Here is a 24,409-nt window from a genome sequence, read left to right as displayed (position 1 = left end):
GGGTGGCCGGAAATGATCGGCCGTCTGCACTACTCCTTCGTCAGCGGAGACGGAGGAGCCGGAGGAGGTGGGGGCGGAGACGGAGGAGGTGGGGGCGGAGGCGGCGGAGCCGTCGGCGGGACCACCTGCTTCTCCGCCGCGAAGTGACAGGCCGACGGGTGGGCCGCCGGGCCGGACGGGAAGACCGCGGGGACCGCGAGCAGCGGCACCTCCACCACGCACCGCTCCTGCGCCTTCCAGCAGCGGGTGCGGAAGGGGCAGCCCGAGGGCGGGTTGGCCGGGGACGGCACGTCGCCGGAGAGGATGATGCGCTCGCGGTGGGCGCGGGCCTCCGGGTCGGGGACGGGTACGGCCGACAGCAGGGCCTGGGTGTACGGGTGGGTCGGGTGGTCGTAGATCTGGGTGTCGGATCCGATCTCGACGATCCGGCCCAGGTACATGACGCCCACCCGGTCGGAGATGTGCCGCACGATCGACAGGTCGTGCGCGATGAACACGTACGACAGGCTGAACTCGTCCTGGAGGCGTTCCAGCAGGTTGATCACCTGGGCCTGCACGGAGACGTCCAGCGCGGAGACCGGCTCGTCGGCGACGATGATCTCGGGCTGGAGGGCCAGGCCGCGGGCGATGCCGATGCGCTGGCGCTGGCCGCCGGAGAACTGGTGCGGATAGCGGTTGATGTACTCGGGGTTGAGGCCGACCACGTCCAGCAGGTCCTGGACCCTCCGCCGGCGCGAGCCCTTCGGGGCGACCTCGGGGTGGATCTCGTACGGCTCCCCGATGATGTCGCCGACCGTCATGCGCGGGTTGAGCGAGGTGTACGGGTCCTGGAAGACCATCTGGATGTTGCGCCGGACGGCCTTGAGGGCGCGCCCCGACAATCTGGTGATGTCCTCGCCCTTGTACGAGATCGCGCCCGCCGTCGGCCGTTCCAGGTTGACCAGCATCCTGGCCACGGTCGACTTCCCGCAGCCGGACTCGCCGACGATGCCCAGCGTCTCGCCGGCGCGCAGGCCGAACGAGACCCCGTCGACGGCCTTGACCGCACCGATCTGCTTGCGGAAGACGATGCCCTGCGTCAGCGGATAGTGCTTGACCAGGTCCTTCACTTCCAGGAGTTCAGCCATGAAGGCACTCCTTCCAGAAGTGGCAGGCGCTGGTCCGCTCCACCGGCGACTCCGTCACCTCGTACAGCGGCGGGACGTCGGTACGGCACACCGCCTGCGCCATCGGACAGCGCGGGTTGAAGGCGCAGCCGGGCGGGATGGCCAGCAGGTTCGGGGGCAGGCCCTTGATCGCGTACAGCTCCTGGCCCTTCTGGTCCAGGCGCGGGATGGAGTCCAGCAGGCCACGGGTGTACGGGTGCGCGGGCGCCTTGTAGATCTCGTGGACGGGGGCCGCCTCGACGATCCGGCCCGCGTACATGACGGCGATCTTGTCCGCGACGTCGGCGACCACGCCCAGGTCGTGGGTGATCAGGATGAGGCCCATGTTCAGCTCGCGCCGGAGCTCGGCCAGCAGGTCCATCACCTGGGCCTGGACGGTGACGTCCAGGGCGGTGGTCGGCTCGTCCGCGATGATCAGCGAGGGCTCCAGGGCCAGCGCCATGGCGATCATGATGCGCTGGCGCATGCCGCCGGAGAACTGGTGGGGGTAGTCCCCCACCCGCTGCTTCGCCGCCGGGATCTTCACCCGGTCCATCAGCTCGACGGCCTTGGCCCTGGCGTCCTTGCGGGACGTGCCGCGGTGGACCTGGTACATCTCGCCGAGCTGCGCGCCCACGCTGAGCACGGGGTTCAGGGACGAGAGGGCGTCCTGGAAGATCATCGCCATCTGGGCGCCGCGGATCTTCCGCCGGTCCTCCTCCTTCATCTTGAGCAGGTCCTGGCCCTTGAAGAGGATCTCGCCGCCCGCGATCCGGCCCGGCGGCACTTCGAGGATGCCCATCACGGCCTGGGCGGTCACCGACTTGCCGGAGCCGGACTCGCCGAGCACGGCGAGGGTCTCGCCCTCGTCCACCGAGTAGTCGACGCCGTTGACCGCCTTCGCGACTCCGTCGCGCGTCTTGAATTCCACGTGCAGGTCGCGGACTTCGAGCAGCATGTGCGGGGCTCCTCAGCGCAGCTTGGGGTCGAGGGCGTCGCGCACCGCGTCGCCGAGCATGATGAAGGCGAGCACGGTCAGGCTGAGCGCGGTCGCCGGGTAGAGCAGCATGTGCGGGGCGTTGCGGATCTGCGAGGCCGCGTTGGAGATGTCGATGCCCCAGGAGACGGTGGGCGGACGCAGGCCCACACCGAGGAAGGACAGGGTGGCTTCCAGCGCGATGTACGTGCCGAGCGCGATGGTGGCGACCACGATGACGGGCGCGACGGCGTTGGGCGCCACGTGCCGCAGCAGCATCCGGCCGTTGCCGGCGCCGAGCGCCCGGGCGGCCTGGACGTAGTCGTTCTGTTTGACGGTGATCACCGAGCCGCGGGCGATGCGGGCGACCTGGGGCCAGCCGAGCAGGACGATGAAGCCGACGACGGGCCAGACGGTGGTGCTGGTGACGACGGACAGGAAGACCAGGCCGCCGAGGACGACCGGGATGCCGAAGAAGATGTCCGCGACCCGGGAGAGCAGGGCGTCGCCCCAGCTGCCGAAGAATCCGGCGAGGCCGCCGAGCGCCGAGCCGAGCAGCGCGGCGCCGAGCGTGGCGCAGACGCCGACGGTGATGGAGGCACGGGCGCCGTAGACGGTACGGGTGTACACGTCGCAGCCCTGGGTGTCGTAGCCGAAGGGGTGCCCGGGGGAAGAGCCCTGCTGCGATTTGGACAGGTCGCACTGCAGGGGGTCGCCGCTCGCGATGAGCTGGGGCCAGATCGAGATGACGATCAGGAAGAGGATCATCAGCGAGGAGACGACGAAGACCGGGTTGCGGCGCAGTTGGTGCCAGGCGTCGGACCACAGCGAGCGGGCCTTTTCCTTGGGGCCGGGGCCGGGGCCGCGGAGCCCCGCGGCCCCCTCGATGCTCTCGACGCTCTCCGCCTCTTCCAGGGCCAGATCCATGGGACCGCCCTGGCCGGTGGGGGAGACGGCCTCGTGGGGGCGCGGCCCCACGGGGTCGTAGCCGCCGGGGCCTGCGGGACGCTCGGGTTCAGGCATAGCGGATCCTCGGGTCCAGGACCGCGTAGAGCAGGTCGACGAGCAGGTTCGCCAGCAGGAAGACGATGACGAGGATCGTCACGAAGCCGACGACCGTGGGCGAGTTGTTGCGCAGGATGCCCTGGTAGAGCTGGTAGCCGACGCCGTGGATGTTGAAGATCCGCTCGGTGACGATGGCTCCGCCCATCAGGGCGCCGATGTCGGTGCCGATGAAGGTGATGACGGGGATGAGGGAGTTGCGCAGCAGGTGCCGGCTGACGACCCGGCGGCGCGGCAGCCCCTTGGCGGTGGCGGTGCGGACGTAGTCGGCCTTGGCGTTCTCGGCGATCGAGGTGCGGGAGAGCCGGGTGACGTACGCCAGGGACACGAGGGCGAGCACGATGCCGGGCAGGATCAGCTCGTTGAAGGGGGCGTCCGGGGAGACGGTGGGTTTGACCCAGCCCCATTTGACGCCGAAGAGGTACTGGAGCAGATAGCCCGTCACGAAGGTGGGCACGGAGATGACGACGAGGGTGAGCACCAGGACGGAGGTGTCGACGGACTTGCCGCGGCGCAGCCCGCTGATCACGCCGAGGGTGATGCCGAAGACGATCTCGATGACGATCGCGATGATGGTCAGGCGCAGCGTGACGGGGAAGGCGCTGGCCATGAGCTCGGTGACCGGCTGCCCGTTGAAGGCGGTGCCGAAGTTGCCCTGGAAGATCTGGCCCATGTAGTGGAGGTACTGCTTCCACAGGGGCTGGTCGAGGTAGAGGTCCTTGCGGATGCGCGCGGCGGTGGCGGGGTCGGGTGCCTTGTCGCCGAAGAGGGCCGCGACCGGGTCACCGAGCGCGTACACCATGAAGAAGATCAGGAAGGTGCTGCCGATGAACACCGGGATCATCTGGAGCAGCCGCCGGATCACATAACGTCCCATGGAGTGCTCCATGTGTGTGGGTGGGCCCGTGTCGGTGTTCGGCGGGCCCCCCGCGCGGCGGGGGGCCCGGATCCGTGCGATCCGTCAGCCGGTCAGCTGACCTTGATCGCGTCGTAGACCGGGACGCTGAACTGGTTGAGCGCCACGTCCGTGAGCCGCTCGGAGTATCCGGCGCTGCCGTTCTGGTACCAGAGCGGGATGGAGGGCATCTGCTCGGCGAGGATCTTCTCGGCGTCCTGGAACGTGGCGACCGCCTTCGCCGCGTCGCTCTCCTGGTTGGCCTGGTCGATGAGCTTGTCGAAGTCCGGGTTGCTGAACTTCCCGTAATTGGAGGAGGCGCCGGTGTAGTACAGCGGCTGGAGGAAGTTCTGGATCAGCGGGTAATCGGCCTGCCAGCCGGAGCGGAAGGGACCGGTCAGCTTGTAGCTGCTCTGCTGGTTCCTGAAGTCGGCGAAGGTGCCCACGGGGTTGACCGTGCACACCGGGCCCTCGCCGAGGGCGTTGTTGATGCTGTTGCAGACGGCGTCCATCCAGTCGCGGTGCGAGCCGGTGTCCACGTTGGAGGTCAGCGTGACCTTGCCCCCGGGGAGCCCGCCGCCCTCCTGGATGAGCTTCTTGGCCTCGGCGGGGTCGTAGACGCAGGCGTCGCCGCAGAGGGTGGCGGAGAAGCCGCCCTTCTCCCCGAGGGCCGGGGAGGTCCAGTCCTTGGCGGAGGTGCGGGTCTCCTGGAAGATCTGCTTGGTGATCTCGTCGCGGTTGATCGCCCGCGAGATTCCCAGGCGAACCTTCTCCGAGCCCGCCTTGCTCCACTGGGGGTCGTACAGGGGGAAGGTGAGGGTCTGGATGATGAGGGCCGGCTGGTTGATGTACCGGTCGCCGAGGTCGTTCTTGACGTTCTTCAGCTGCTGCGCCGGCACGTCGTCGACGAGGTCGAGGTTGCCGGAGATCAGGTCCGTGTAGGCGGTGTTGTTGTCGGTGTAGACCTTGAGGTCCACCCCGCCGTTCTGGGCCTTGTCCGTACCGGGGTAGCCGTCCCACTTGCGCAGCTTCATCCCGGTGCCCTTGGTGTACGAGTCCACCATGTACGGGCCGTTGCCGACGGGCTTGGCGAGCCAGCCCGCGTGGTCGGTGAAGAAGGCCTTGGGCAGCGGGGAGAAGGCCTGGTAGCCGAGGGTCTCGGGCCAGGTGGAGAACTTCTGCTTCAGGGCGACGGTGAAGGTCGTGGGATCCTTGACCACCAGCCCCTTCATCGTCTTCGCCTTGGGTTCGCCGGAGGCCGGGTGCAGGTCCTCGTAACCGACGATGTCGGAGAAGAACGGCGAGTTGTTCTGCTTGTTGCGCACGTCCGCCGCGTAGTTCCAGGCGTCCACGAAGGACTGGGCGGTGACCGGCTCGTCGTTGCTGAACTTCCAGCCGTCCTTCAGTGTGATCGTGAAGTTCTGGCTGTCGGTCGTCTCGAACTTCTCGGCGAGCATGTTCTTGGCCTCGCCGGTCTTCGCGTCGTAGCGCTTGAGACCCCGGAAGAGCATGTCGAGGACCTTGCCGCCCTGCACCTCATTGGTGTTGGCCGGCTCCAGCGGGTTCTGCGGGTCACCCCATGAGGAGCTGACGATCCCCGCGCCCTCGCCACCGCCTCCGCCGTTGTCGCTTCCGCCGCCGCAGGCCGTCGCCGCGAGGGCGACGGCCACCGCACATGCGGCCCACTTGGCGTGGGTGGCTCCGCGCATGGAGTGCCTCCTATGGATCCCAAGACTCACTTGGGCCCAATGTCACCCTATGTAGGGTCCCGCACACCCCCGGTTGGACCGATTGCACCCTCGCTCCCGCCGCCTGTCACCCCTCTGGGTGCAGCAAAGGCAGCTCCCAGGAGTCGACGGCGTAGTGCAGGCCCATCCCGTGCGCCTCGTAGAGCGCGAGTGCGCCGGTTTCGTTCTGCGTGTCCACGCCGAGGCCCACGGTGTCCCGGCCGCGCGCCGCGTAGACCGCGAAGCCGTGGCGCAGCAGGAACCCGCCGATGCCGCGGCCGCGCAGGTCCTCCCGTACGCCGATGTGGCTGAGCCAGCCCATGCTCGTACGGTCGTCCCGGGTCAGCAGCACGGCCACGTCGCCCGCGCCGGGCAGGGAGGCGATCCACACCAGGGACCAGTCGAGTTCACGGGCGGCGAGGTGGTCCAGCCAGGGCTCGTACGCGCGCTCCACGTGGCCGAAGTGCGCCGCGAAGGTCTGCTCGACCAGGGCATGGGCCCGGCGGCGGTCTGCCTCGTCGGCGGCGCAGTGGCGCAGGGCGAGCCCTTCGACGGGAAGGTCCGGGGGCAGGTCGGCCGCCGGGGAGAGGCGCCGGGTCATGACCTGGTAGCGGCGGACGGTGCGGTAGCCGCGGCCGGTGAGCAGGTCGAGGTCGAGGGTGGGCTCGACGTTGAGCTGGAGCCGCAGCCGGCGCGCCGCGGCCCCGGCGGCCATCTCCCGGGCCCTGGCCTCCATGAGCTCCAACAGCCGGCGCGCGGCCTCCCGGTGCCCGGGCAGCACGTAGTGGTCGCTGTCGATCCTGCCCGGCCCGGCGTCGGACCAGACCAGGGCGTAGGCCACGAGCCGGCCGCCCTGGAAGGCGAGCCAGGAGTCGGTGGCCAGGTCGACGTCGGGGTGGTGGAGGTCGGCCTCCACGGTGCCCAGGTCGGTCTCCGGCCGACCGATCTCGATCATGTCGACGGCGTTGAGGAGGGCGCAGATGTCGGACGCGTCCCCGGGCCCGGCGGGCCGGACGGTCAGCATGGCGGTCATCGGCCCACTCTCCGCCCGGGCGGCACGCGGGTGCAACTGACTTTGCCCGTACGGGAAACGCCGGAGCGCCCGGCGCCGGAGGAAGTCCGGTGCCGGGCGCCCTGGTGGACGAACGCCCGCGGGGATCAGACGGCCAGGATGGCCTTCTCCTCCGCGAAGTGGCAGGCCGACTCGTGCGCGGCGTGCGTGTCCAGGCCCTTGAAGCGCTCCGGGACCGCCAGCAGCGGCTCCTCCGTGGAGCACTTCTCCTCGGCCTTCCAGCAGCGGGTGCGGAAACGGCAGCCCGACGGCGGGTTGGCCGGGGACGGGACGTCACCGGTGAGGATGATCCGCTCGCGGCCCTCGCGGGCCGCCGGGTCCGGGACGGGCACCGCGGAGAGCAGCGCCTGCGTGTACGGGTGGGTCGGGTGGTCGTAGATCTGCGCGTCGCTGCCGATCTCGGCCATCTTGCCCAGGTACATGACGCCCACGCGGTCCGAGATGTGCCGGACGATCGAGAGGTCGTGCGCAATGAAGATGTAGGAGAGGTTGAACTCGTCCTGCAGCTTCGCCATCAGGTTGATGACCTGCGCCTGCACCGACACGTCGAGCGCGGAGACCGGCTCGTCGCAGATGATGATCTCGGGCTGCAGGGCCAGGCCGCGGGCGATGCCGATGCGCTGGCGCTGACCGCCGGAGAACTGGTGCGGGTACCGGTTGATGTACTCCGGGTTCAGACCGACCACGTCCAGGAGCTCCTGGACCTTGCGGCGCCGGTCGCCCTTCGGGGCCACCTCGGGGTGGATCTCGAAGGGCTCGCCGATGATGTCGCCGACCGTCATGCGCGGGTTGAGCGAGGTGTACGGGTCCTGGAACACCATCTGGATGTTGCGGCGCACGGCCTTGAGGGCCTTGCCCGACAGCTTGGTGATGTCCTGGCCCTTGTAGAAGACCTCGCCGGACGTCGCCGTCTCCAGCAGCATCAGCAGCTTGGCGACGGTCGACTTGCCGCAGCCGGACTCGCCGACGATGCCGAGGGTCTCGCCCTGGTGCAGGTCGAAGGAGATCCCGTCGACCGCGCGGACGGCGCCGATCTGCTTCTTGAACAGGATGCCCTGGGTCAGCGGGAAGTGCTTGACCAGGTTGCGCACCTGCAGGATCGGCTCGCCGCGGTCGACGGGCGCCTCGATGGCGGCCACGGCCGCCGTCTCGGTCGCCGCCTCGACGACCTCGACCTCGCTGATACCGGGGGTGGCGTCCACGGCGTCATCCTTCTTGTCGAACTCAGCCATGGAGCTGCTCCTCCCGGAAGTGGCAGGCGCTGCCGCGGCCGACCAGCTCGGTGCCGTCCTGCTCGGTCACCGGCAGCAGGGCCGGGACCTCGGTACGGCAGATGTCCTGCGCCTTGGGGCAGCGCGGGTTGAAGGCGCAGCCCGAGGGGGTCTTGAGCAGGTTGGGCGGCAGACCCTTGATCGCGTACAGCTCCTGGCCCTTCTGGTCCAGGCGCGGGATCGAGTCCAGCAGTCCTCGGGTGTACGGGTGCGCGGGGCGCTTGTACAGCTCGTGGACCGGGGCCTGCTCGACGATGCGGCCCGCGTACATCACGGCGATCTTGTCCGCCACGTCGGCGACGACGCCGAGGTCGTGGGTGATCAGGATCAGACCCATGTTGTACTCGCGCTGCAGATCCGCCAACAGGTCCATGACCTGGGCCTGCACCGTCACGTCGAGCGCCGTGGTGGGCTCGTCCGCGATGATCAGGTCCGGCTCCAGGGCGAGCGCCATCGCGATCATGATGCGCTGGCGCATGCCGCCCGAGAACTGGTGCGGGTAGTCGTTGACCCGGCTCCTGGCCGCGGGGATCTTCACCCGGTCCATGAGCTCGATGGCCTTCGCCTTGGCGTCCTTGCGCGACATGCCCTGGTGGACGCGGAACATCTCGCTCAGCTGGTTGCCGACGGAGAAGACCGGGTTCAGCGCGGACAGCGCGTCCTGGAAGATCATCGCCATCTTCGGGCCGCGCAGCTTGCGCCGCTCGCTCTCCGGAAGCTTCAGGATGTCCTGACCGCGGAAGAGGATCTCTCCCTTGGCGACCCGCCCGGGGGGCGAGTCGAGGATGCCCATGATCGCCTGAGCGGTCACGGACTTGCCGGAGCCGGACTCGCCGAGGACGGCGAGGGTCTCGCCGGACGCGACGCTGTAGTTCACGCCGTTGACGGCCTTGACCACGCCTTCGCGGGTCGCGAACTCGACGTGCAGGTCGCGCACTTCGAGTACGGGCGCCTCGGCGCCCTCGCCCCTCTGCCGGGGCACGTCTGCGGTGATGCTTGAAGCAGTCATGTGGTGGTGCCGCCCTTCTAGCGCAGCTTCGGGTCGAGGGCGTCGCGGAGCCCGTCGCCGACGAATACGAAGCCAAGGACCGTCAGCACGATCGCGATGCTGGGGTAGGTCCACAGGAAGTCCTTGACGCCCATGAAGTCCTTGGCGGCGGCGAGCATGTTGCCCCACTCCGGGATCTCCGGGCTGACACCCACGCCCAGGAAGGACAGCGAGGCCTCGGCCACGATGGCGCCGCCGACGCTGAACGCGGCGTAGGCCATCACTGCGGCGATGGAGTTGGGGATGATGTGCCGCACGATGATCCGGCGGGTGCCCGCGCCGAGCGCGCGGGCGGCCAGCACGTAGTCGGCCTCGCGGACCGACAGGATCGAGCTGCGCAGCAGACGGGAGACCGTCGGCCAGGAGAAGACTGCCAGCGAGATGATCACCGGGGTGATGCCTCGGCCCATCACGAGGATGATGACGATGGCACCGATCAGCAGCGGGAAGGCGAAGAAGACGTCGGCTATGCGCATCAGCACCGAGTCGGTGGCGCGGCCGAAGTAGCCGGCCAGGGCGCCGACGACGATGCCGATGAGGCACGCCAGGAAGATCGACGCCAGACCGATCTCCACGGCGATGCGGGAGCCGTAGATGATGCGCGAGAACTGGTCGCGGCCGAGGGCGTCGGTTCCGAGCAGGTGCCCGTTGCCCGGGTCCTGCAGGGTGTTGGTCAGGTCCTGCGCGTACGGGTCGTGCGGTGCGATCAGCGGGGCGAAGATCGCGGTGAGGAACAGCAGCAGGACGAGGCCGAGGCCTACGACCGCCAGCTTGTTGGCGAGGAAGCGGTGGCGGATCTCGCCCCACTGGGTCACGCGGGCGACGGCGGGTTCGGCCTCCGCCGTCGCGCCCTGCGCCGGTGCGGTCGCGTCCCCCGCCACCGATGTGCTCTTGGTGAGCTCGGTCATGGGTATGACTCCTAGAACGGGCTGCCTGGGATCAGGCGAGACGGATGCGCGGGTCGAGGACCGCGTACAACAGGTCGACGATGAGGTTGAGCAGAACGAACACGCCGACACCGAAGCTCACGACGCCGATGATGATCGGGTTGTTCTGCTGCTGGACCGCCTGCACCAGGGCGAGCCCGATGCCGTCCCAGTTGAAGATCGCCTCGGTGATCAGCGCACCACCGAGCAGGGAGCCGAAGGAGATACCCAGGTACGTGATGACCGGGATGATCGAGTTCCGCATGACGTGCTTGACGAGCACGGTCCGCCGCGGCAGACCCTTGGCGACGGCCGTCTTGACGTAGTCGGCCCGCAGCACCTCGAGCATGGTGCCGCGCATGAGCCGCGCCACGAGGGCGGCGTCGAGGATGGCCAGTGTGAAGGCAGGCAGAATCAGCGACTTCATCGTGCCGTCGGAGATCAGCGGGACCCATTCGAGCTGGATCACGAAGACCTTCTGCAGGACCATGCCGATCACGAAGGACGGGAAGCCGACGGCCATGGTGGTCAACAGCGTGATCAGCACGTCCCAGAAGGAGTATCTGAACAACGCGGCGATCAGGCCTGCCAGCAAGCCGATCGCGATGTCCAGGACGATGGCCGCCAGGGCGAGCTGCGCGGTGTTCACGAGCTTCGGCCCGAGGACCTCCGTCACCGGCCGGCGCTGGGTGTAGTCCTCACCGAGGTCACCCTGCGCGAGGTGCTTGACGAAGTTCCCGTACTGGACGGGCAGCGGGTCGTTGAGGCCGTAGCGCTCCCGGAGCTGTTCCACCACAGCCGGGTCACGGGCCTTGTCACCGCCGAGCGAACCCACCGGGTCGCCGGGGAGCACGAAAAGACAGCAGAAGAGAATAACCGTCGCACCGAAGAGAACGACAACCATCTGTCCGAGCCGCCGGATCACATATCTGCCCACGATGCCTCCTTCACATACTGAGCGTGGGGATTGGCGGCATCATCCGATCGGGAGATTGGCCGCATCCGGGCGCGGATTCGACGAGAGGGGTGCGCCCGGGACTGAGCGAAGGCCGCGGGGGTCGAAGACGTAACTCCGGCCCCCACGACCTTCGCCTACCTGATGTTGAGGAGGCTGCTACTTGGCGGCGATCTCAGCGAGGTTCGGGTCCTCGAAGAAGTCCATCTTCACGTTGGTGAACTTTTCCGTGTTCGCGAGGCGGTACTGGGTGCGCTTCCACGTGGGGATGAGGGCCTGGTCGGTGTCGACCGCCAGCTTCTCAGCCTCCTTGTAGATCTTGGCGCGCGCGGCAGCGTCCTTGGTGCTACGAGCCTGGGTGATCAGCTCGTCGAACTTCGGGTTGCTGTAACGGCCGCGGTTGTCACCCTGGGCCTTGCCCGTCTCCGGGTCCTCGTTGATCGAACCGGTGGCGAGCAGCGGGAACAGGAAGTTGTCCGGGGTCGGGTAGTCCGCGCCCCACGCCGAGCGCCACAGGCCACCCGTCGCCTTGTCCTGCTGCTGGGCCAGGGCCTCCTTGAACGGCTTGCCGTTCAGCTTGACCTCGAGGCCGAGGACGTCCTTCAGCTGCTGGGCGATGGCCTGGACCCACTCTTCGTGGCCGGCGCCGGTGTTGTAGCCGAAGTCGATGACGGTGCCCGGCTTCAGGCCGCCCTTGGCCGCGTACTCCTTGGCCTTCTCCTTGTCCTGCTTGACGCAGGAGGTGCAGACACCGTCCTGGTACGTGTCCGCGAAGGACGGCGGGAGGACGGAGGTGGCGGGCTTCTGGAGACCCTGGAAGACACCCTTGGCGATGGCGTCACGGTCGATCGCGTACGAGATCGCCTTGCGCGCGTCGACGTTGTTCAGCGGCGCCTGCTGGTTGAAGGCGACCAGGTAGTTGATACCGCTGGTGTCGGCCTCGATCCACTGCTTCTTCGGCTCGTACTTGGCCTTCGCCACCGGCATCTGCGGCGTGGGCATACGCGCCCAGTCGAACTGACCCGACTGGAAGCCCTGGTACTCCAGGGTGGAACCGTTGGCCGCGTTCAGGATCGAGATCTCGACCTTGTCGAGCTTGGCCTTCTCGAAGCCGTAGTCGTCGTTACGGACGAGCGTGATCGACTTGTTGTGCTCCCAGGCACCCGCCATCTTGAACGGGCCGTTGCCGATCGGCGCGTCGTTGTACGCCTTGTTGCTCGCCGCGCCGGCGACCTTCGGGACGGGGCTGAAGGCCGAGTGCACGGTCTTCTTGTCGAACTCGAAGTCACCGCTGGAGAGCTCGACCTTGAGGGTGTTGGCGTCAGGAGCCGTCACACCGGCGAAGGTGGTGGCGGTGCCACCGTTGAGCTCCTTGTAGCCGGCGATGCCCTCCATCGGGTACGCGACGTCGGAGGCGGACTCCTTGGCGACCACACGGGTCCAGCCGCGGATGAAGGCCTCGGCGTCCACGACCTCGCCGTTGGAGAACTTGGTGCCCGGCTTGATCTTGAAGGTCCAGATCTTGCCGTCGTCGCTGGTCTGCACCGACTCGGCGAGTTCGGGCTTCAGCTTGCCGTCCTGGGTGGCGCTGTACAGCCCGGTGAAGAGGTTGTGCGCGACGAGAGCGCCCTCGGACTCCTGGACGTTGAACGGGTCGATCGCGGTCGGCTCGGTGATACCGAGGCGGAAGGTTCCACCGCCCTTGCCGCCCGCGTTGTCCTTCTTGTCTCCGTCGCCACCGCCACACGCCGTGGCAGCCATCGCCACGATGACGGCACCCACGACCCACTTGGCGCTCGTTGCTCCGCGCATGGGTAATTGCCTCCTCAGGAGTCACTGTCGATAAGGAAGGGCCATCCCCCGCTGACACCCCTGACAGCGAAATCCGGTCCCGTCGTGTGCTCGTGAGTCGACGCTCCCCACAGCGTGTGACCCATTGACCCGAGCTCAATGGAGCCATCCTCAGGGACGCCCAGACTGTAAACCACACTTAAGTGGTCTCGTTTTCACAACATCAGCGCATGGCGAAAACCCGAAATACGGACAAACGGATAGGAGACAGACACGCGCGAAACGGACGGTTAGTTCTTCTTCCGGAGTGTCACGGTCGGTATGCGGACACATGGACGTCACAAACCGCTTGACAAAAGCCCACAGCCCGTCTTTGCGCGAAGGTCGCGAGAAGACGGGCTGTGGCTTGTGCGCTGATTTTCAGCCACCCCCGGGCAGCGCCCGGAAAGGAGTGGCTACTTGGCGGACTTGGCGCGCGACGCGGTGCGCGAGCGCTCCTTCTGGTCCAGGACGACCTTGCGGATGCGGACGGCCTCCGGGGTCACCTCGACGCACTCGTCGTCGCGGCAGAACTCCAGGGACTGCTCCAGGGAGAGCTTGCGCGGGGGCACCACGTTCTCGGTGTTGTCCGCGGAAGCCGCACGCATGTTGGTGAGCTTCTTCTCCTTGGTGATGTTCACGTCCATGTCGTCGGAGCGCGAGTTCTCGCCGACGATCATGCCCTCGTACACCTCGGTGCCGGGGTCGGTGAACAGGACACCGCGCTCCTGCAGGTTGATCATCGCGAACGGGGTGACCGCACCGGCGCGGTCGGCGACCAGCGAACCGTTGTTGCGGGTGACCAGCTGGCCGAACCACGGCTCGTGGCCCTCGTGGATCGAGTGGGCGATGCCCGTACCGCGGGTGTTGGTCAGGAACTCCGTGCGGAAGCCGATGAGGCCGCGCGACGGGACGACGAACTCCATGCGGACCCAGCCGGAGCCGTGGTTCGACATGTTGTCCATGCGGCCCTTGCGGATGCCCATGAGCTGCGTGACGGCGCCCATGTGCTCCTCGGGCACGTCGATCGTCATGCGCTCGACCGGCTCGTGGACCTTGCCGTCGATCTCCTGGGTGACGACCTGCGGCTTGCCGATGGTCAGCTCGAAGCCCTCGCGGCGCATCTGCTCGACCAGGATGGCGAGCGCGAGCTCACCGCGGCCCTGGACCTCCCAGGCGTCCGGGCGCTCGGTGTCGAGGACGCGGAGCGAGACGTTGCCGACCAGCTCGCGGTCGAGGCGGTCCTTGACCTGGCGGGCGGTGACCTTGCGGTCCTTGACCGCGGACTTCGCGTCCGCGCCCTTGCCCGTGCCACCACGGCCGACCAGCGGCGAGGTGTTCGTGCCGATGGTCATGGAGATCGCCGGCTCGTCGACCGAGATCAGCGGCAGCGCGATCGGGTTCTCCGGGTCGGCCAGGGTCTCGCCGATCATGATGTCGGGGATACCGGCGACCGCGCAGATGTCACCCGGGCCCGCCACCTCGGCCGGCTTGCGGGTGAGCGCCTCGGTCATCATCAGCTCGGTGATGCGGACGTTCGACATGGTGCCGTCACGCTTGATCCACGCGACGGTCTGGCCCTTGCGCAGCTCGCCCTGCTCGACGCGGAGCAGCGCGATGCGGCCGAGGAAGTTGTCGGCGTCCAGGTTGGTGACGTGGGCCTGGAGGGGGGCCTCCTCGTCGTACACCGGGGCGGGGACGTGCTCCAGGATGGTGGAGAAGAACGGCTCCAGGCTGTCGCTGTCCGCCGGGACGGTGCCGTCCTCGGGCTTGGTCAGCGAGGCGATGCCGTCACGGCCGCAGGCGTAGACGATCGGGAACTCGATCTGCTCCTCGGTCGCGTCCAGGTCCAGGAAGAGGTCGTACGTCTCGTTGACGACGTCGTCGATCCGGGAGTCCGGGCGGTCCGTCTTGTTGATGCAGAGGATGACCGGCATCTTCGCCTGCAGGGCCTTGCGCAGGACGAAGCGGGTCTGGGGCAGCGGACCCTCGGAGGCGTCCACCAGCAGAACGACGGCGTCCACCATCGACAGACCGCGCTCGACCTCACCACCGAAGTCGGCGTGGCCGGGGGTGTCGATGATGTTGATCGTGATCGGGGCCCCGCCGTCCTTGGGGTGATACTTCACCGCCGTGTTCTTGGCGAGGATCGTGATGCCCTTCTCACGCTCCAGGTCGTTCGAGTCCATCATGCGGTCGTCGAGGTGCTGGTGGGCGGCGAAGGCACCGGCCTGCTTGAGCATGGCATCGACGATGGTCGTCTTGCCATGGTCGACGTGGGCGACGATGGCGACGTTACGGATGTCGTGGCGCGTGGGCACTTCGGCGCTTCTCCCGGGATCGTGGATGGCGTCGCGTACGGCCTGGCACGCGCGCCTCGACCGGGCGAAAACCTGCCACGGCCTTACCCCATGGTACGTCGCGTGGCGGGAACTGCCTGCCGGGGGTCTGTCAAGAGGCCGGACGAATGAGGGAGGCCGGACGCGGGGTGGGGTGCGCCGACCGCCGGTCCGGCCTGTATTCATGCGGGTCAACGGGTGTGCACGACCTTGCCCGCCGGGGGATCCGGCGGGCAAGCGACTTGAGTCACATCTGAGCTTGGAATCCCGAGGTCAACCTGACAGGCACCCCTTTGTCACCACTTCTTCTCCCGCTCTCCTCCTCGCGCTACTTCTTCTTGCCCTTGGCGGTCGCGGGCTTCTTCCAGCCGATGTCCTGGAAGCGGGGAGCGCCGAGTCCGAAGGCCCCCGCGTTGACCAGGGCCGGCTTGACGGCCACCAGCTCCGGGCGCTGATACAGGGGGACGGAGCCGGCGGCGGCCCAGATCCGGGCGTCCGCCTTGCGCATCAGGTCACGGGCCTGCGTCTCGTCCAGCTCGCCGGCCGCCTGGTCGAAGAGCTGGTCGATGTGGTCGGTGCCGACCCGCGTGTAGTTCTGTTCGACGAGGAGCGAGCCGTCCGCGGCGGGCTCCGGCTTGGCGAAGATCGGCCGGGCGTCGGTGGCCGGGTACGCGGTCGCCGGCCAGGAGTAGAGGGCCAGGTCGTACTGGCCCGAGGCGATGTGGTCCTTGAAGAAGCTCTCGTCGGCCACCTTGGTGATCTCGGTGCTCACGCCGATCTTCCGGAGCATCTGGGCGATCCGCTCGCCGACCGTGCGCAGGGACTCCGATCCGGGGCCCGCGGGGAGGACGAAGCGCAGGTTGAGCGGCTTTCCGTCCTTGGCGAGCATGGCGCCGGAGGTGCGTACGGCCTGCTTGGCCGGGGGTGCGGAGCCCTTGGCGGGCTCGGCGGGCTCCGCGGCCTCGCCGTCGCGGGCCGGGCTGCGCTTGCCGTCTTCGACGGCTCCCGCGGCGGCGGCCTGGGCCCGCAGGGCCGCCTCCTGCCCTTCCGCGAACGGCGCGGGGACCAGCACCGGGGAGGACCGGTCCTGCGCCTGCGCCTCCGGGGCGAAGGCGTCCGCATCGACGATCTCGCCGTCGGGGCCGTACGCCACGCCCTCGGGGAGCGCGCCGTCGCCGCTGTGCCCCGCGGGGCCCTCGGGGCGGCTGCCGTGCGTGCCGCCGTGGTCGCCGTTGCGCTCGTCGTCCTCGCCCACGATGTAGAGGCCGTCGTTGCCCGTGCCGGAGCCCGCGGGGGTCTTCCCGTCGTCCTGCTGCTCGCTCTCCGGGCCGGCCTTCGTGCCCGGGGGCTCGGTGAGCTTGCCGCCCCGGCGCCAGCCCGCGTCCGCGAGGAGGGCCTGGGCGGCCTGGGTGTCCTGGCCGCCCAGCGCCTCGCTGTTGTCGGCGTACGCCTGCTGCCCGGCCAGTGCCACGTGGCTGCCGACCGGCTTCGCGGGCAGGCCCAGCGGCTTCAGTACGATCTCGGCCAGCTCCTTGCGGTCCAGCGCCCGGGCCACCGCCCGGCGGACCCGCTCGTCGGCCAGCGGGCCGCCGGCGCCGTTCATCGCGAGCTGCGTGTAGGCCGGCTCCAGGGACTTGCGGACGGTGAAGGCCCGCAGGGCCGCCTGCTCGTCGGCGTACCGGCTGACCGCCTCCGCGTTCTTCTGCCGGGTCGCCTTCTCCGCCTGGGCCTTGTCCTCGTCCGCGCCGAAGGCGACCGCCCACGACAGGGTGGCCTCCGCTGCGGTCATCGAGGCGCCGGGGCCGTGGGCCGGGGCCCCGCCCGTGCCCGCACCGTCCGCGCTGCCCGCGCCGCCCGCGCCGTCCTGCTTCTTCGCATCCCGGTGTGCGAGCGCGATCCGGTCGGCACCGGTGCGGTCGATCTCCGCCAGATCGAGCTTGCCGGCGGCCAGCGCCGCCGGGCGCTCCGCCCGGGGCACCGCCGTCAGGACCAGCGTGTCCAGTTTTGCCGGCTGACCCCACCAGCGCGGATTGCGGTTCAGGGCGGCGGTGCCGGTCTTCTTGTCGATGGCCCCGAGGCCGAAGGGTCCGGCGGTGACCTTGAGGGCGCCGCGGGCTCCCTCGTTGAAGGCGTCCGGGGTGCCGGTGACCTGCTTGGGGTAGAGCGGGCTGAAGAGGGAGCGCCAGTCCGCGTACGGCTTGGCGAAGGTGACCTTGACCTCCAGGTCGTTCTTGCCCCGTTCGATCTTCTCGATCCGCTCGTAGCCGGCGTTGCGGGCCGTCCAGTACGCCGAATCCTTGCCGTTCAGGGCCCGCCACTGCGCGACGAAGTCGGGGGCGCCGATCTCGCGGCCGTCGCTCCACACCGCCTGCTGGTTCAGCTTGTACAGGACGACCTGCTTCGGCTCCCGCTCGACGACCTCCGCCTTCTCCAGGTAGTCGGGATTGGCCACCGGCCGCCCCTTGGCGTCCATCACGAACTGGTGCGGCAGCACGGCGGCTGCGATCCGGCCGGTGGCGGCGTCCGCGTCGGCCTGGAAGGTGTTCAGGGTCTCCGGGAGGGCGTCCACCGCCCACCGCAGCACGCCCCCGTCGGCGACCTTGTCGCGGGCGGTCGTCGCGATGTCCTGTCCGGCGGCGACCGGCCCGCCCTCGTCGTCACCCGCGCCGCAGCCCGTGAGGAGCGGCAGTGCGAGGACTCCCGAGGTCAGGAGCGCCAAGGACCTGCGCCTTCTCTGGGACATGGGTGGTACCTCCGGGGCGGGCGTCAGGGAAGCATGATCACGTTCGGCGGTATATGGAGCTGATCACACCGGTTGCCGGAACCCACTGAAATCGACCGCCCCCCGTACCCCCCGCAGCCGCCTCGCGCCACGCCGCGAACCCCACCCGTGCGGACCAATGCGGCTTGCGCGGCAAACAGGCATTCCCTCGGAAGAGGGATGACAATGGGGTCCAGGGAGGGGCGCACAGTTCACGCTTGCGCGCCCGCAATCGCTGCACGTCCCTTCACAACCGGGGACGGGAAGCGCGACACTCGCAGGCGCACATGAGCGCTGCCACCGCACCTGCGGAAGTGAGGGCAAATCATGTCCCTGCAAGACGATCTGACTGCCGTACGGCGCAACCTCGACGAGCTGACGCGCAAGGTCGAGCAGCTGGAACAGCAGGCGAAGCGGCAGAAGCCGGCGACGCCGTCGGCCTCGCCGGATCAGTCCCGGATGGTGACCATCCCGGACACGCCGTACGACAACGCGCTGTGGACGGACACCGACGACGAGGGCCTGGGCGCGCGCGACCGCCGCGCCCCCTGACGCCGGCCACCCCGCTCCAGCAGTACGACCCGCTTCGACCCGCTCCCCCATCTGGCCCGGCCGCCCGAGGCGGCCGGGCCTCCTGGGCCACCCCTCATCACTCCTCCCGGAGTCCCCTTTGGCCACAGGCACACGACCACCCCAGCAGCGGCCCGGCGGCGTCCACGACGCCTCCCGGGCCGCGATCGCTGCCCGGCACCTGCGTACCGACCGGTGGTGGCTGGCCCCCGCCGGCACCGCGGCCGGGCTGCTCGCCTTCATCGTCTACTCGACCTGGCGGGCCTTCGCGAACGCCGACTACTACGCGGCCCCTTACGTCTCCCCCTTCTACTCCCCGTGCCTCGCGGAGAACTGCCAGGAGATGCGCGGCGGCCCCAACTGGGACCTCTTCGGCAGCTGGTGGGGCCTGTCCCCCGCCCTGCTGATCCTGGTCTTCCCGCTGGGCTTCCGGCTGACCTGCTACTACTACCGCAAGGCCTACTACCGGGGCTTCTGGGCCTCGCCGCCCGCGTGCGCGGTCGCCGAGCCGCACGCGAAGTACACCGGGGAGACCCGCTTCCCGCTGATCTTCCAGAACATGCACCGGTACTTCTTCTACGCGGCGGTCCCGGTCGCGGGCATCCTCACGTACGACACCGTGCTGACCTTCCGTGACGAGCACTACGAGTGGGGCCACATGGGCCTCGGAAGCCTGCTGTTCGTCGTCAACATCGTGCTGATCTGGGCGTACACGCTGTCCTGCCACTCCTGCCGCCACATCATGGGCGGCAAGCTCAGGCACTTCTCGAAGCACCCGGTGCGCTACCGGCTGTGGGGCTGGATCAGCCGGCTCAACTCCCGCCACATGCAACTGGCGTGGGCCTCCCTGGTCAGCGTGGCCCTGTGCGACTTCTACGTGTACCTGCTGGCCAGCGGCGCCTTCACCGACCCGAGGATCTTCTGAGATGGCTCAAGTGGAACGGCAGCAGTGGGACGTGGTGGTGGTCGGCGCGGGCGGCGCCGGCCTGCGGGCCGCGATCGAGGCCCGCGAGCGCGGCGCCCGTACGGCCGTGATCTGCAAGTCCCTCTTCGGCAAGGCCCACACGGTGATGGCGGAGGGCGGGATCGCCGCCTCCATGGGCAACGTCAACGAGGGCGACAACTGGCAGGTGCACTTCCGCGACACCATGCGCGGCGGCAAGTTCCTGAACCAGTGGCGGATGGCGGAACTGCACGCGAAGGAGGCCCCGGACCGGGTCTGGGAGCTGGAGACCTGGGGCGCCCTCTTCGACCGCACCCCCGACGGGAGGATCTCCCAGCGCAACTTCGGCGGCCACGAGTACCCGCGCCTCGCGCACGTCGGCGACCGCACGGGCCTGGAGCTGATCCGCACCCTCCAGCAGAAGATCGTCGCCCTCCAGCAGGAGGACTTCAAGGAGTACGGGGACCACGAGGCCCGGCTCAAGGTCTTCCAGGAGTGCACGGTGACCCGCGTGCTGAAGGAAGGAGAGCGGGTCTCGGGGACCTTCTGCTACGAGCGCGAGTCCGGCCGCTTCTTCGTCCTGGAGGCACCGGCGGTGGTCCTGGCCACGGGTGGGATCGGCAAGTCCTTCAAGACCACCTCGAACTCGTGGGAGTACACCGGTGACGGCCACGCGCTGGCGCTGCTCGCGGGCGCGCCCCTGCTGAACATGGAGTTCGTCCAGTTCCATCCCACGGGCATGGTCTGGCCGCCGTCGGTGAAGGGCATCCTCGTCACCGAGTCCGTGCGCGGCGACGGCGGGGTGCTGCGCAACTCCGAGGGCAAGCGGTTCATGTTCGACTACATCCCCGACGTGTTCAAGGAGAAGTACGCCGAGTCGGAGGAGGAGGGCGACCGCTGGTACGAGGACCCCGACCACAACCGGCGTCCGCCCGAGCTGCTGCCGCGCGACGAGGTGGCCCGCGCCATCAACTCCGAGGTGAAGGCGGGCCGCGGCTCCCCCCACGGCGGGGTCTTCCTGGACGTGTCCACCCGGATGCCGGCCGAGAAGATCAAGCGGCGGCTCCCCTCGATGTACCACCAGTTCAAGGAGCTGGCGGACGTGGACATCACGGCGGAGCCGATGGAGGTCGGTCCGACCTGCCACTACGTGATGGGCGGGATCGCGGTCGACTCCGACACCGCCGCCACGGTCGGGGTGCCGGGGCTGTTCGCGGCGGGCGAGGTCGCGGGCGGGATGCACGGCTCGAACCGGCTCGGCGGGAACTCCCTCTCCGACCTGCTGGTCTTCGGCCGGCGGGCCGGGCTGCACGCGGCTGAGTACGCCTCCTCGCCGGCCGGGCGCCCGGCCGTCTCCCAGGCGCAGATCGACGCGGCCGCCGCGGAGGCGCTGGCCCCGTTCCACGCGGCCGAGGGCGCGGAGAACCCGTACACGCTCCACCAGGAGCTCCAGACGACCATGAACGACCTGGTCGGCATCATCCGCCGGGCGGGCGAGATGGCAGAGGCCCTGAAGAAGCTCGCGTCCCTGCGCGAACGGGCCTCCAGGGCCGGTGTCGAGGGGCACCGGCAGTTCAACCCGGGCTGGCACCTGGCGCTGGACCTGCGGAACATGCTGCTGGTCAGCGAATGCGTGGCCCGCGCGGCCCTGGAGCGCACCGAGAGCCGGGGCGGGCACACCCGCGAGGACTGCCCGGCGATGGAGCGGAGCTGGCGCCCGGTGAACCTGCTGTGCCGTCCCGTCGACCCGGCGCCGGCGGATCCGGCAGCCGACCGGATCGCGCTGGTCCGGACCCGTACCGATCCCGTCCGCCCGGACCTGCTCGCGCTCTTCGAGAAGGAAGAGCTGGTCAAGTACCTCGCCGAAGAGGAGCTCTAGAAATGAGTACGTACGACGCGAGCTTCCGGATCTGGCGGGGCGACGCCGAGGGCGGATCGCTCAGGGACTTCACCGTCGAGGTGCACGACGGGGAGGTGGTCCTGGACATCGTCCACCGGCTGCAGGCCACCCAGGCCTCTGACCTCGCGGTGCGCTGGAACTGCAAGGCCGGCAAGTGCGGCTCCTGCAGCGCGGAGGTCAACGGGCGGCCGCGGCTGATGTGCATGACGCGCATGTCGACGTTCACGCGCGAGGAAACGATCACGGTCACCCCGCTGCGCGCCTTCCCGGTCGTGCGGGACCTGGTCACGGACGTGTCCTTCAACTACCGGAAGGCGCGGGAGGTCCCGGCCTTCGTGCCGCCGGAAGGGGTGGCGCCGGGCGCGTACCGGATGCAGCAGATGGACGTGGAACGCTCGCAGGAGTTCCGCAAGTGCATCGAGTGCTTCCTGTGCCAGGACACCTGTCACGTGGTGCGCGACCACGAGGAGAACAAGACCGCCTTCGCCGGTCCGCGCTTCCTGATGCGGGTGGCGGAGCTGGACATGCACCCCCTGGACGCGGCGGCGGAGGCGGGCCTGGACCGCAAGCGCACCGCGCAGGAGGAGCACGGGCTCGGCTATTGCAACATCACCAAGTGCTGTACGGAGGTCTGCCCCGAGGGCATCAAGATCACCGACAACGCACTGATCCCGCTGAAGGAGCGGGCGGTGGACCGCAAGTACGACCCGCTGGTGTGGCTGGGGAACAAGATCCGGCGCCGGTCCGACCCGGAGTCACCGCCTGCGGCTCCGGCTGCGACGCCGGGCGCCGCTCCGGGCGCGACTCCGGGTGCGGAGGGGTGAAACCGACCATAATCTCCGATATGTGATTCCGCCGAGAAGCGAGACGAGAAGCAGACCGCGAAGCGGGCTGTGCGTACGGGCCGGGCTCGCCCTCGCCGCCGCGCTGCTGGCGCTCGGCGGCGGGGGCGTGGCCGGCGCACCGCCCGCGCGGGCCGACGATCCCGTCACCCTTTCGCAGCAAGGTCAGATCACCGACCGGGTCGGCGCGCTGGGGGACCGGAAGGCCGAGGTCACCGCGGCACTCGACAAGCTGTACGCCGACCGGCGGATCCAGCTCTTCGTGGCGTACGTGCGCGACTTCTCCGGGCGCTCCGCGCAGAGCTGGGCCGACGCCACCGCGGCGAAGAACGGCCTGGGCCAGGACGACGTGCTGCTGACGGTGGCGACCGGGGCCCGTCAGTACGCCTACTCCGCCGCCGTCGACTCCGGTTTCACCGAGGAGCAGCTCGCTGCCGTCGCCCGGACCGCCATCGAGCCCGCCCTGAAGCAGAACGACTGGGCGGGCGCCGCCGTCGGCGCGGCCCGCGGCTACGACGCCGTGCTCGGCGGGCAGCCCGTACCCGTACCCGCCATCACCCCGGGCCCGGCCGACCCCGGCGGTGGGACGAGCGGGGAGAACGGGGCCGGGGACTTCGTCCTTCCGGTGGTCGCGGTCGGCGCCGCCGGAGCGCTGGGGGTGTACGCGTACCGCCGCCGCAAGCGCAAGGACGCCGAGATCGGCGCCGGCGGCCGCGGTACCACGACCGGCCCGGGCTGGCCCGAAGGAGCGCCGGACCGGCTCCCGCTGCCGGAACTGGACGCCCGGGCCAAGGCGCTGCTGGTGGAGACCGACGACTCCGTCCGTACGAGCACCGAGGAACTCGGTTTTGCCTCCGCGCAGTTCGGGGACGAGGCGGTCGTCCCGTTCACCGCGGCCGTGGAGTACGCCAAGGGCGAGCTGACGCACGCCTTCCGGCTGCGCCAGCAGCTCGACGACGCCTACCCGGAGGACGACGCGCCCCGGCGCCGGATGCTGGACGAGATCGTCGCCCGGTGCACGGAAGCGAGTCGGCGGCTGGACGCCGAATCGGCGGACTTCGACCGGCTGCGGGACCTGGAGAAGAACGCCCCGCAGGCCCTCGCCACCGTCGAGGCACACTTCCGGGCGCTGAGCGGCCGCACCACGACGGCCGAGGCGACCCTGACCGCGCTGACGCGGCGGTACGCGGACTCCGCGTCCTCGCCCGTCGCCGCCAACCCCGAACAGGCCAAGGACCGGCTGCTGTTCGCCACCACCCACCTCGGGGAGGCCCGTACGGCCGTGGACGGCGGCGACAACGGCACGGCGGCCGTGCACGTGCGGGCCGCCGAGAGCGCCGTGGACCAGGCCGCGACCCTGGTCGACGCCGTGGAGCGGCGGGCGCAGGAGCTGGCGGAGGCGGCCGGGAAGCTGCCGGGCGCGCTCAACGAGACGGAGGCCGACCTCGCGGACGCGCGCGGGCTGCTGACCGGCACCGCGGAGGGCACCTCGACGGCAGACCTGCGCGGCCGCATCGGCCGGGCCGAGTCCGTGCTGGCCGACGTACAGCAGGAACAGGCGGGCGGCCGGTACGACCCGATCGACGCCCTGCGCCGCGTCGAGGAGGCCGACGCGGCGCTGGACGAGTCCCTCTCCGGGGCGCGGGAGCGGGAGACGGGCCGACAGCGGGCGGCGGCCCTGCTGGACCAGGCCATGCTCTCGGCGCGCAGCGCGATCGGGGCGGCCACGGACTACGTCACCACCAGCCGGGGGGCGGTCGGCAGCCAGGCCCGCACCCGGCTGGCGGAGTCCGGGCGGCACCTGGAGCGGGCGGTGTCCCTGACGGCCGGGGACCCGGCGGGCGCGCTGGCGGAGGCACAGCAGGCGGACGCGCTGGCGCGCCAGGCGCAGCAGCTGGCGGAGCAGGACGTACGGGCGTACCAGGACCCGTACGGGGGCCGGCGCTCGGGCGGCGGGGGCGGCGCCGTACTGGGCGGGATCATCCTCGGCGAGATCCTGCGGGGCGGGGGCGGCTTCGGGGGAGGCGGGGGCTTCGCAGGAGGCGGGGGCCGTGGACCCGGATCCTTCGGCGGCGGCGGGACCCGCGGCCGGATGGGCGGCGGCGGCCGCTTCTGAACGGTACGCACACACCAACCCCCTCATCCGG

18 protein-coding genes are annotated in these 24,409 nt (G+C 69.6%); 5 read left to right on the top strand and 13 right to left on the bottom strand.

Annotated elements, in window-relative coordinates; genetic code table 11:
* Nucleotides 1-29 precede the first annotated feature (29 nt).
* From AB0D48_RS08950 to AB0D48_RS08890, 13 genes are all read right to left on the bottom strand, one after another.
* Complete coding sequence (locus AB0D48_RS08950; RefSeq protein ID WP_362392461.1) at nt 30-1,127, bottom strand: dipeptide ABC transporter ATP-binding protein; 1,098 nt, start codon at nt 1,125-1,127, stop codon at nt 30-32.
* On the bottom strand, nt 1,120-2,103 hold the full coding sequence (locus tag AB0D48_RS08945; RefSeq protein ID WP_362392458.1) for an ABC transporter ATP-binding protein: 984 nt from the start codon (nt 2,101-2,103) through the stop codon (nt 1,120-1,122). Before AB0D48_RS08945 ends, AB0D48_RS08950 begins: the two co-directional genes overlap by 8 nt.
* Before the next feature lie 12 nt (nt 2,104-2,115).
* Nucleotides 2,116-3,048, bottom strand: a complete 933-nt coding sequence (locus tag AB0D48_RS08940; RefSeq protein ID WP_362393030.1) for an ABC transporter permease — start codon at nt 3,046-3,048, stop codon at nt 2,116-2,118.
* Nucleotides 3,049-3,136: 88 nt separating this feature from the next.
* The gene (locus AB0D48_RS08935) at nt 3,137-4,060 is read right to left on the bottom strand and encodes an ABC transporter permease (RefSeq protein WP_362392455.1); all 924 of its coding nucleotides are present in this window, start codon (nt 4,058-4,060) and stop codon (nt 3,137-3,139) included.
* A gap of 92 nt (nt 4,061-4,152) precedes the next feature.
* On the bottom strand, nt 4,153-5,787 hold the full coding sequence (locus AB0D48_RS08930) for an ABC transporter substrate-binding protein (RefSeq protein WP_362392452.1): 1,635 nt from the start codon (nt 5,785-5,787) through the stop codon (nt 4,153-4,155).
* A 106-nt stretch (nt 5,788-5,893) separates the two neighbouring features.
* Nucleotides 5,894-6,838 (bottom strand): GNAT family N-acetyltransferase, encoded by a 945-nt coding sequence (locus AB0D48_RS08925; RefSeq protein ID WP_362392449.1) that lies wholly within the window; start codon nt 6,836-6,838, stop codon nt 5,894-5,896.
* Between the two features lie 125 nt (nt 6,839-6,963).
* Nucleotides 6,964-8,109: a dipeptide ABC transporter ATP-binding protein gene (locus AB0D48_RS08920; RefSeq protein ID WP_362392446.1), complete on the bottom strand. Its 1,146-nt coding sequence runs from the start codon at nt 8,107-8,109 to the stop codon at nt 6,964-6,966.
* On the bottom strand, nt 8,102-9,157 hold the full coding sequence (locus AB0D48_RS08915) for an ABC transporter ATP-binding protein (protein ID WP_362392443.1): 1,056 nt from the start codon (nt 9,155-9,157) through the stop codon (nt 8,102-8,104). Before AB0D48_RS08915 ends, AB0D48_RS08920 begins: the two co-directional genes overlap by 8 nt.
* A gap of 17 nt (nt 9,158-9,174) precedes the next feature.
* Complete coding sequence (locus AB0D48_RS08910) at nt 9,175-10,104, bottom strand: ABC transporter permease (protein WP_362392440.1); 930 nt, start codon at nt 10,102-10,104, stop codon at nt 9,175-9,177.
* 31 nt (nt 10,105-10,135) lie between these two features.
* A complete protein-coding gene (locus AB0D48_RS08905) occupies nt 10,136-11,059 on the bottom strand; it encodes an ABC transporter permease (RefSeq protein ID WP_362392437.1) in 924 nt (307 codons plus the stop codon).
* A 177-nt stretch (nt 11,060-11,236) separates the two neighbouring features.
* A complete protein-coding gene (locus AB0D48_RS08900; RefSeq protein WP_362392434.1) occupies nt 11,237-12,889 on the bottom strand; it encodes a peptide ABC transporter substrate-binding protein in 1,653 nt (550 codons plus the stop codon).
* A gap of 434 nt (nt 12,890-13,323) precedes the next feature.
* Nucleotides 13,324-15,228, bottom strand: a complete 1,905-nt coding sequence (gene typA / locus AB0D48_RS08895) for a translational GTPase TypA (protein ID WP_362392431.1) — start codon at nt 15,226-15,228, stop codon at nt 13,324-13,326.
* A gap of 346 nt (nt 15,229-15,574) precedes the next feature.
* On the bottom strand, nt 15,575-17,989 hold the full coding sequence (locus AB0D48_RS08890) for an ABC transporter family substrate-binding protein (RefSeq protein ID WP_362392428.1): 2,415 nt from the start codon (nt 17,987-17,989) through the stop codon (nt 15,575-15,577).
* Nucleotides 17,990-18,334: 345 nt separating this feature from the next.
* Here AB0D48_RS08890 and AB0D48_RS08885 point away from each other — a divergent pair, with 345 nt between their 5' ends.
* From AB0D48_RS08885 to AB0D48_RS08865, 5 genes are all read left to right on the top strand, one after another.
* Nucleotides 18,335-18,559, top strand: coding sequence for a hypothetical protein (locus tag AB0D48_RS08885; RefSeq protein ID WP_362392425.1), 225 nt, complete (start codon nt 18,335-18,337; stop codon nt 18,557-18,559).
* A 118-nt stretch (nt 18,560-18,677) separates the two neighbouring features.
* Nucleotides 18,678-19,502 carry a hypothetical protein gene (locus tag AB0D48_RS08880; RefSeq protein WP_362392422.1) on the top strand — a complete coding sequence of 275 codons (825 nt, stop codon included), beginning with the start codon at nt 18,678-18,680 and terminating at the stop codon, nt 19,500-19,502.
* A gap of 1 nt (nt 19,503) precedes the next feature.
* Entirely contained in the window at nt 19,504-21,399 is a 1,896-nt protein-coding gene (locus AB0D48_RS08875) for a fumarate reductase/succinate dehydrogenase flavoprotein subunit (RefSeq protein WP_362392420.1), read from the top strand.
* Between the two features lie 2 nt (nt 21,400-21,401).
* Nucleotides 21,402-22,244: a succinate dehydrogenase/fumarate reductase iron-sulfur subunit gene (locus AB0D48_RS08870; protein ID WP_362392417.1), complete on the top strand. Its 843-nt coding sequence runs from the start codon at nt 21,402-21,404 to the stop codon at nt 22,242-22,244.
* 127 nt (nt 22,245-22,371) lie between these two features.
* Nucleotides 22,372-24,378, top strand: coding sequence for a TPM domain-containing protein (locus AB0D48_RS08865; protein WP_362393027.1), 2,007 nt, complete (start codon nt 22,372-22,374; stop codon nt 24,376-24,378).
* The last annotated feature ends 31 nt before the right edge of the window (nt 24,379-24,409 follow it).

This window comes from Streptomyces sp. NPDC048269, assembly GCF_040652395.1.
Classification (GTDB): Bacteria; Actinomycetota; Actinomycetes; order Streptomycetales; family Streptomycetaceae; genus Streptomyces.
This window is presented reverse-complemented; position numbering and strand designations above follow the sequence as displayed.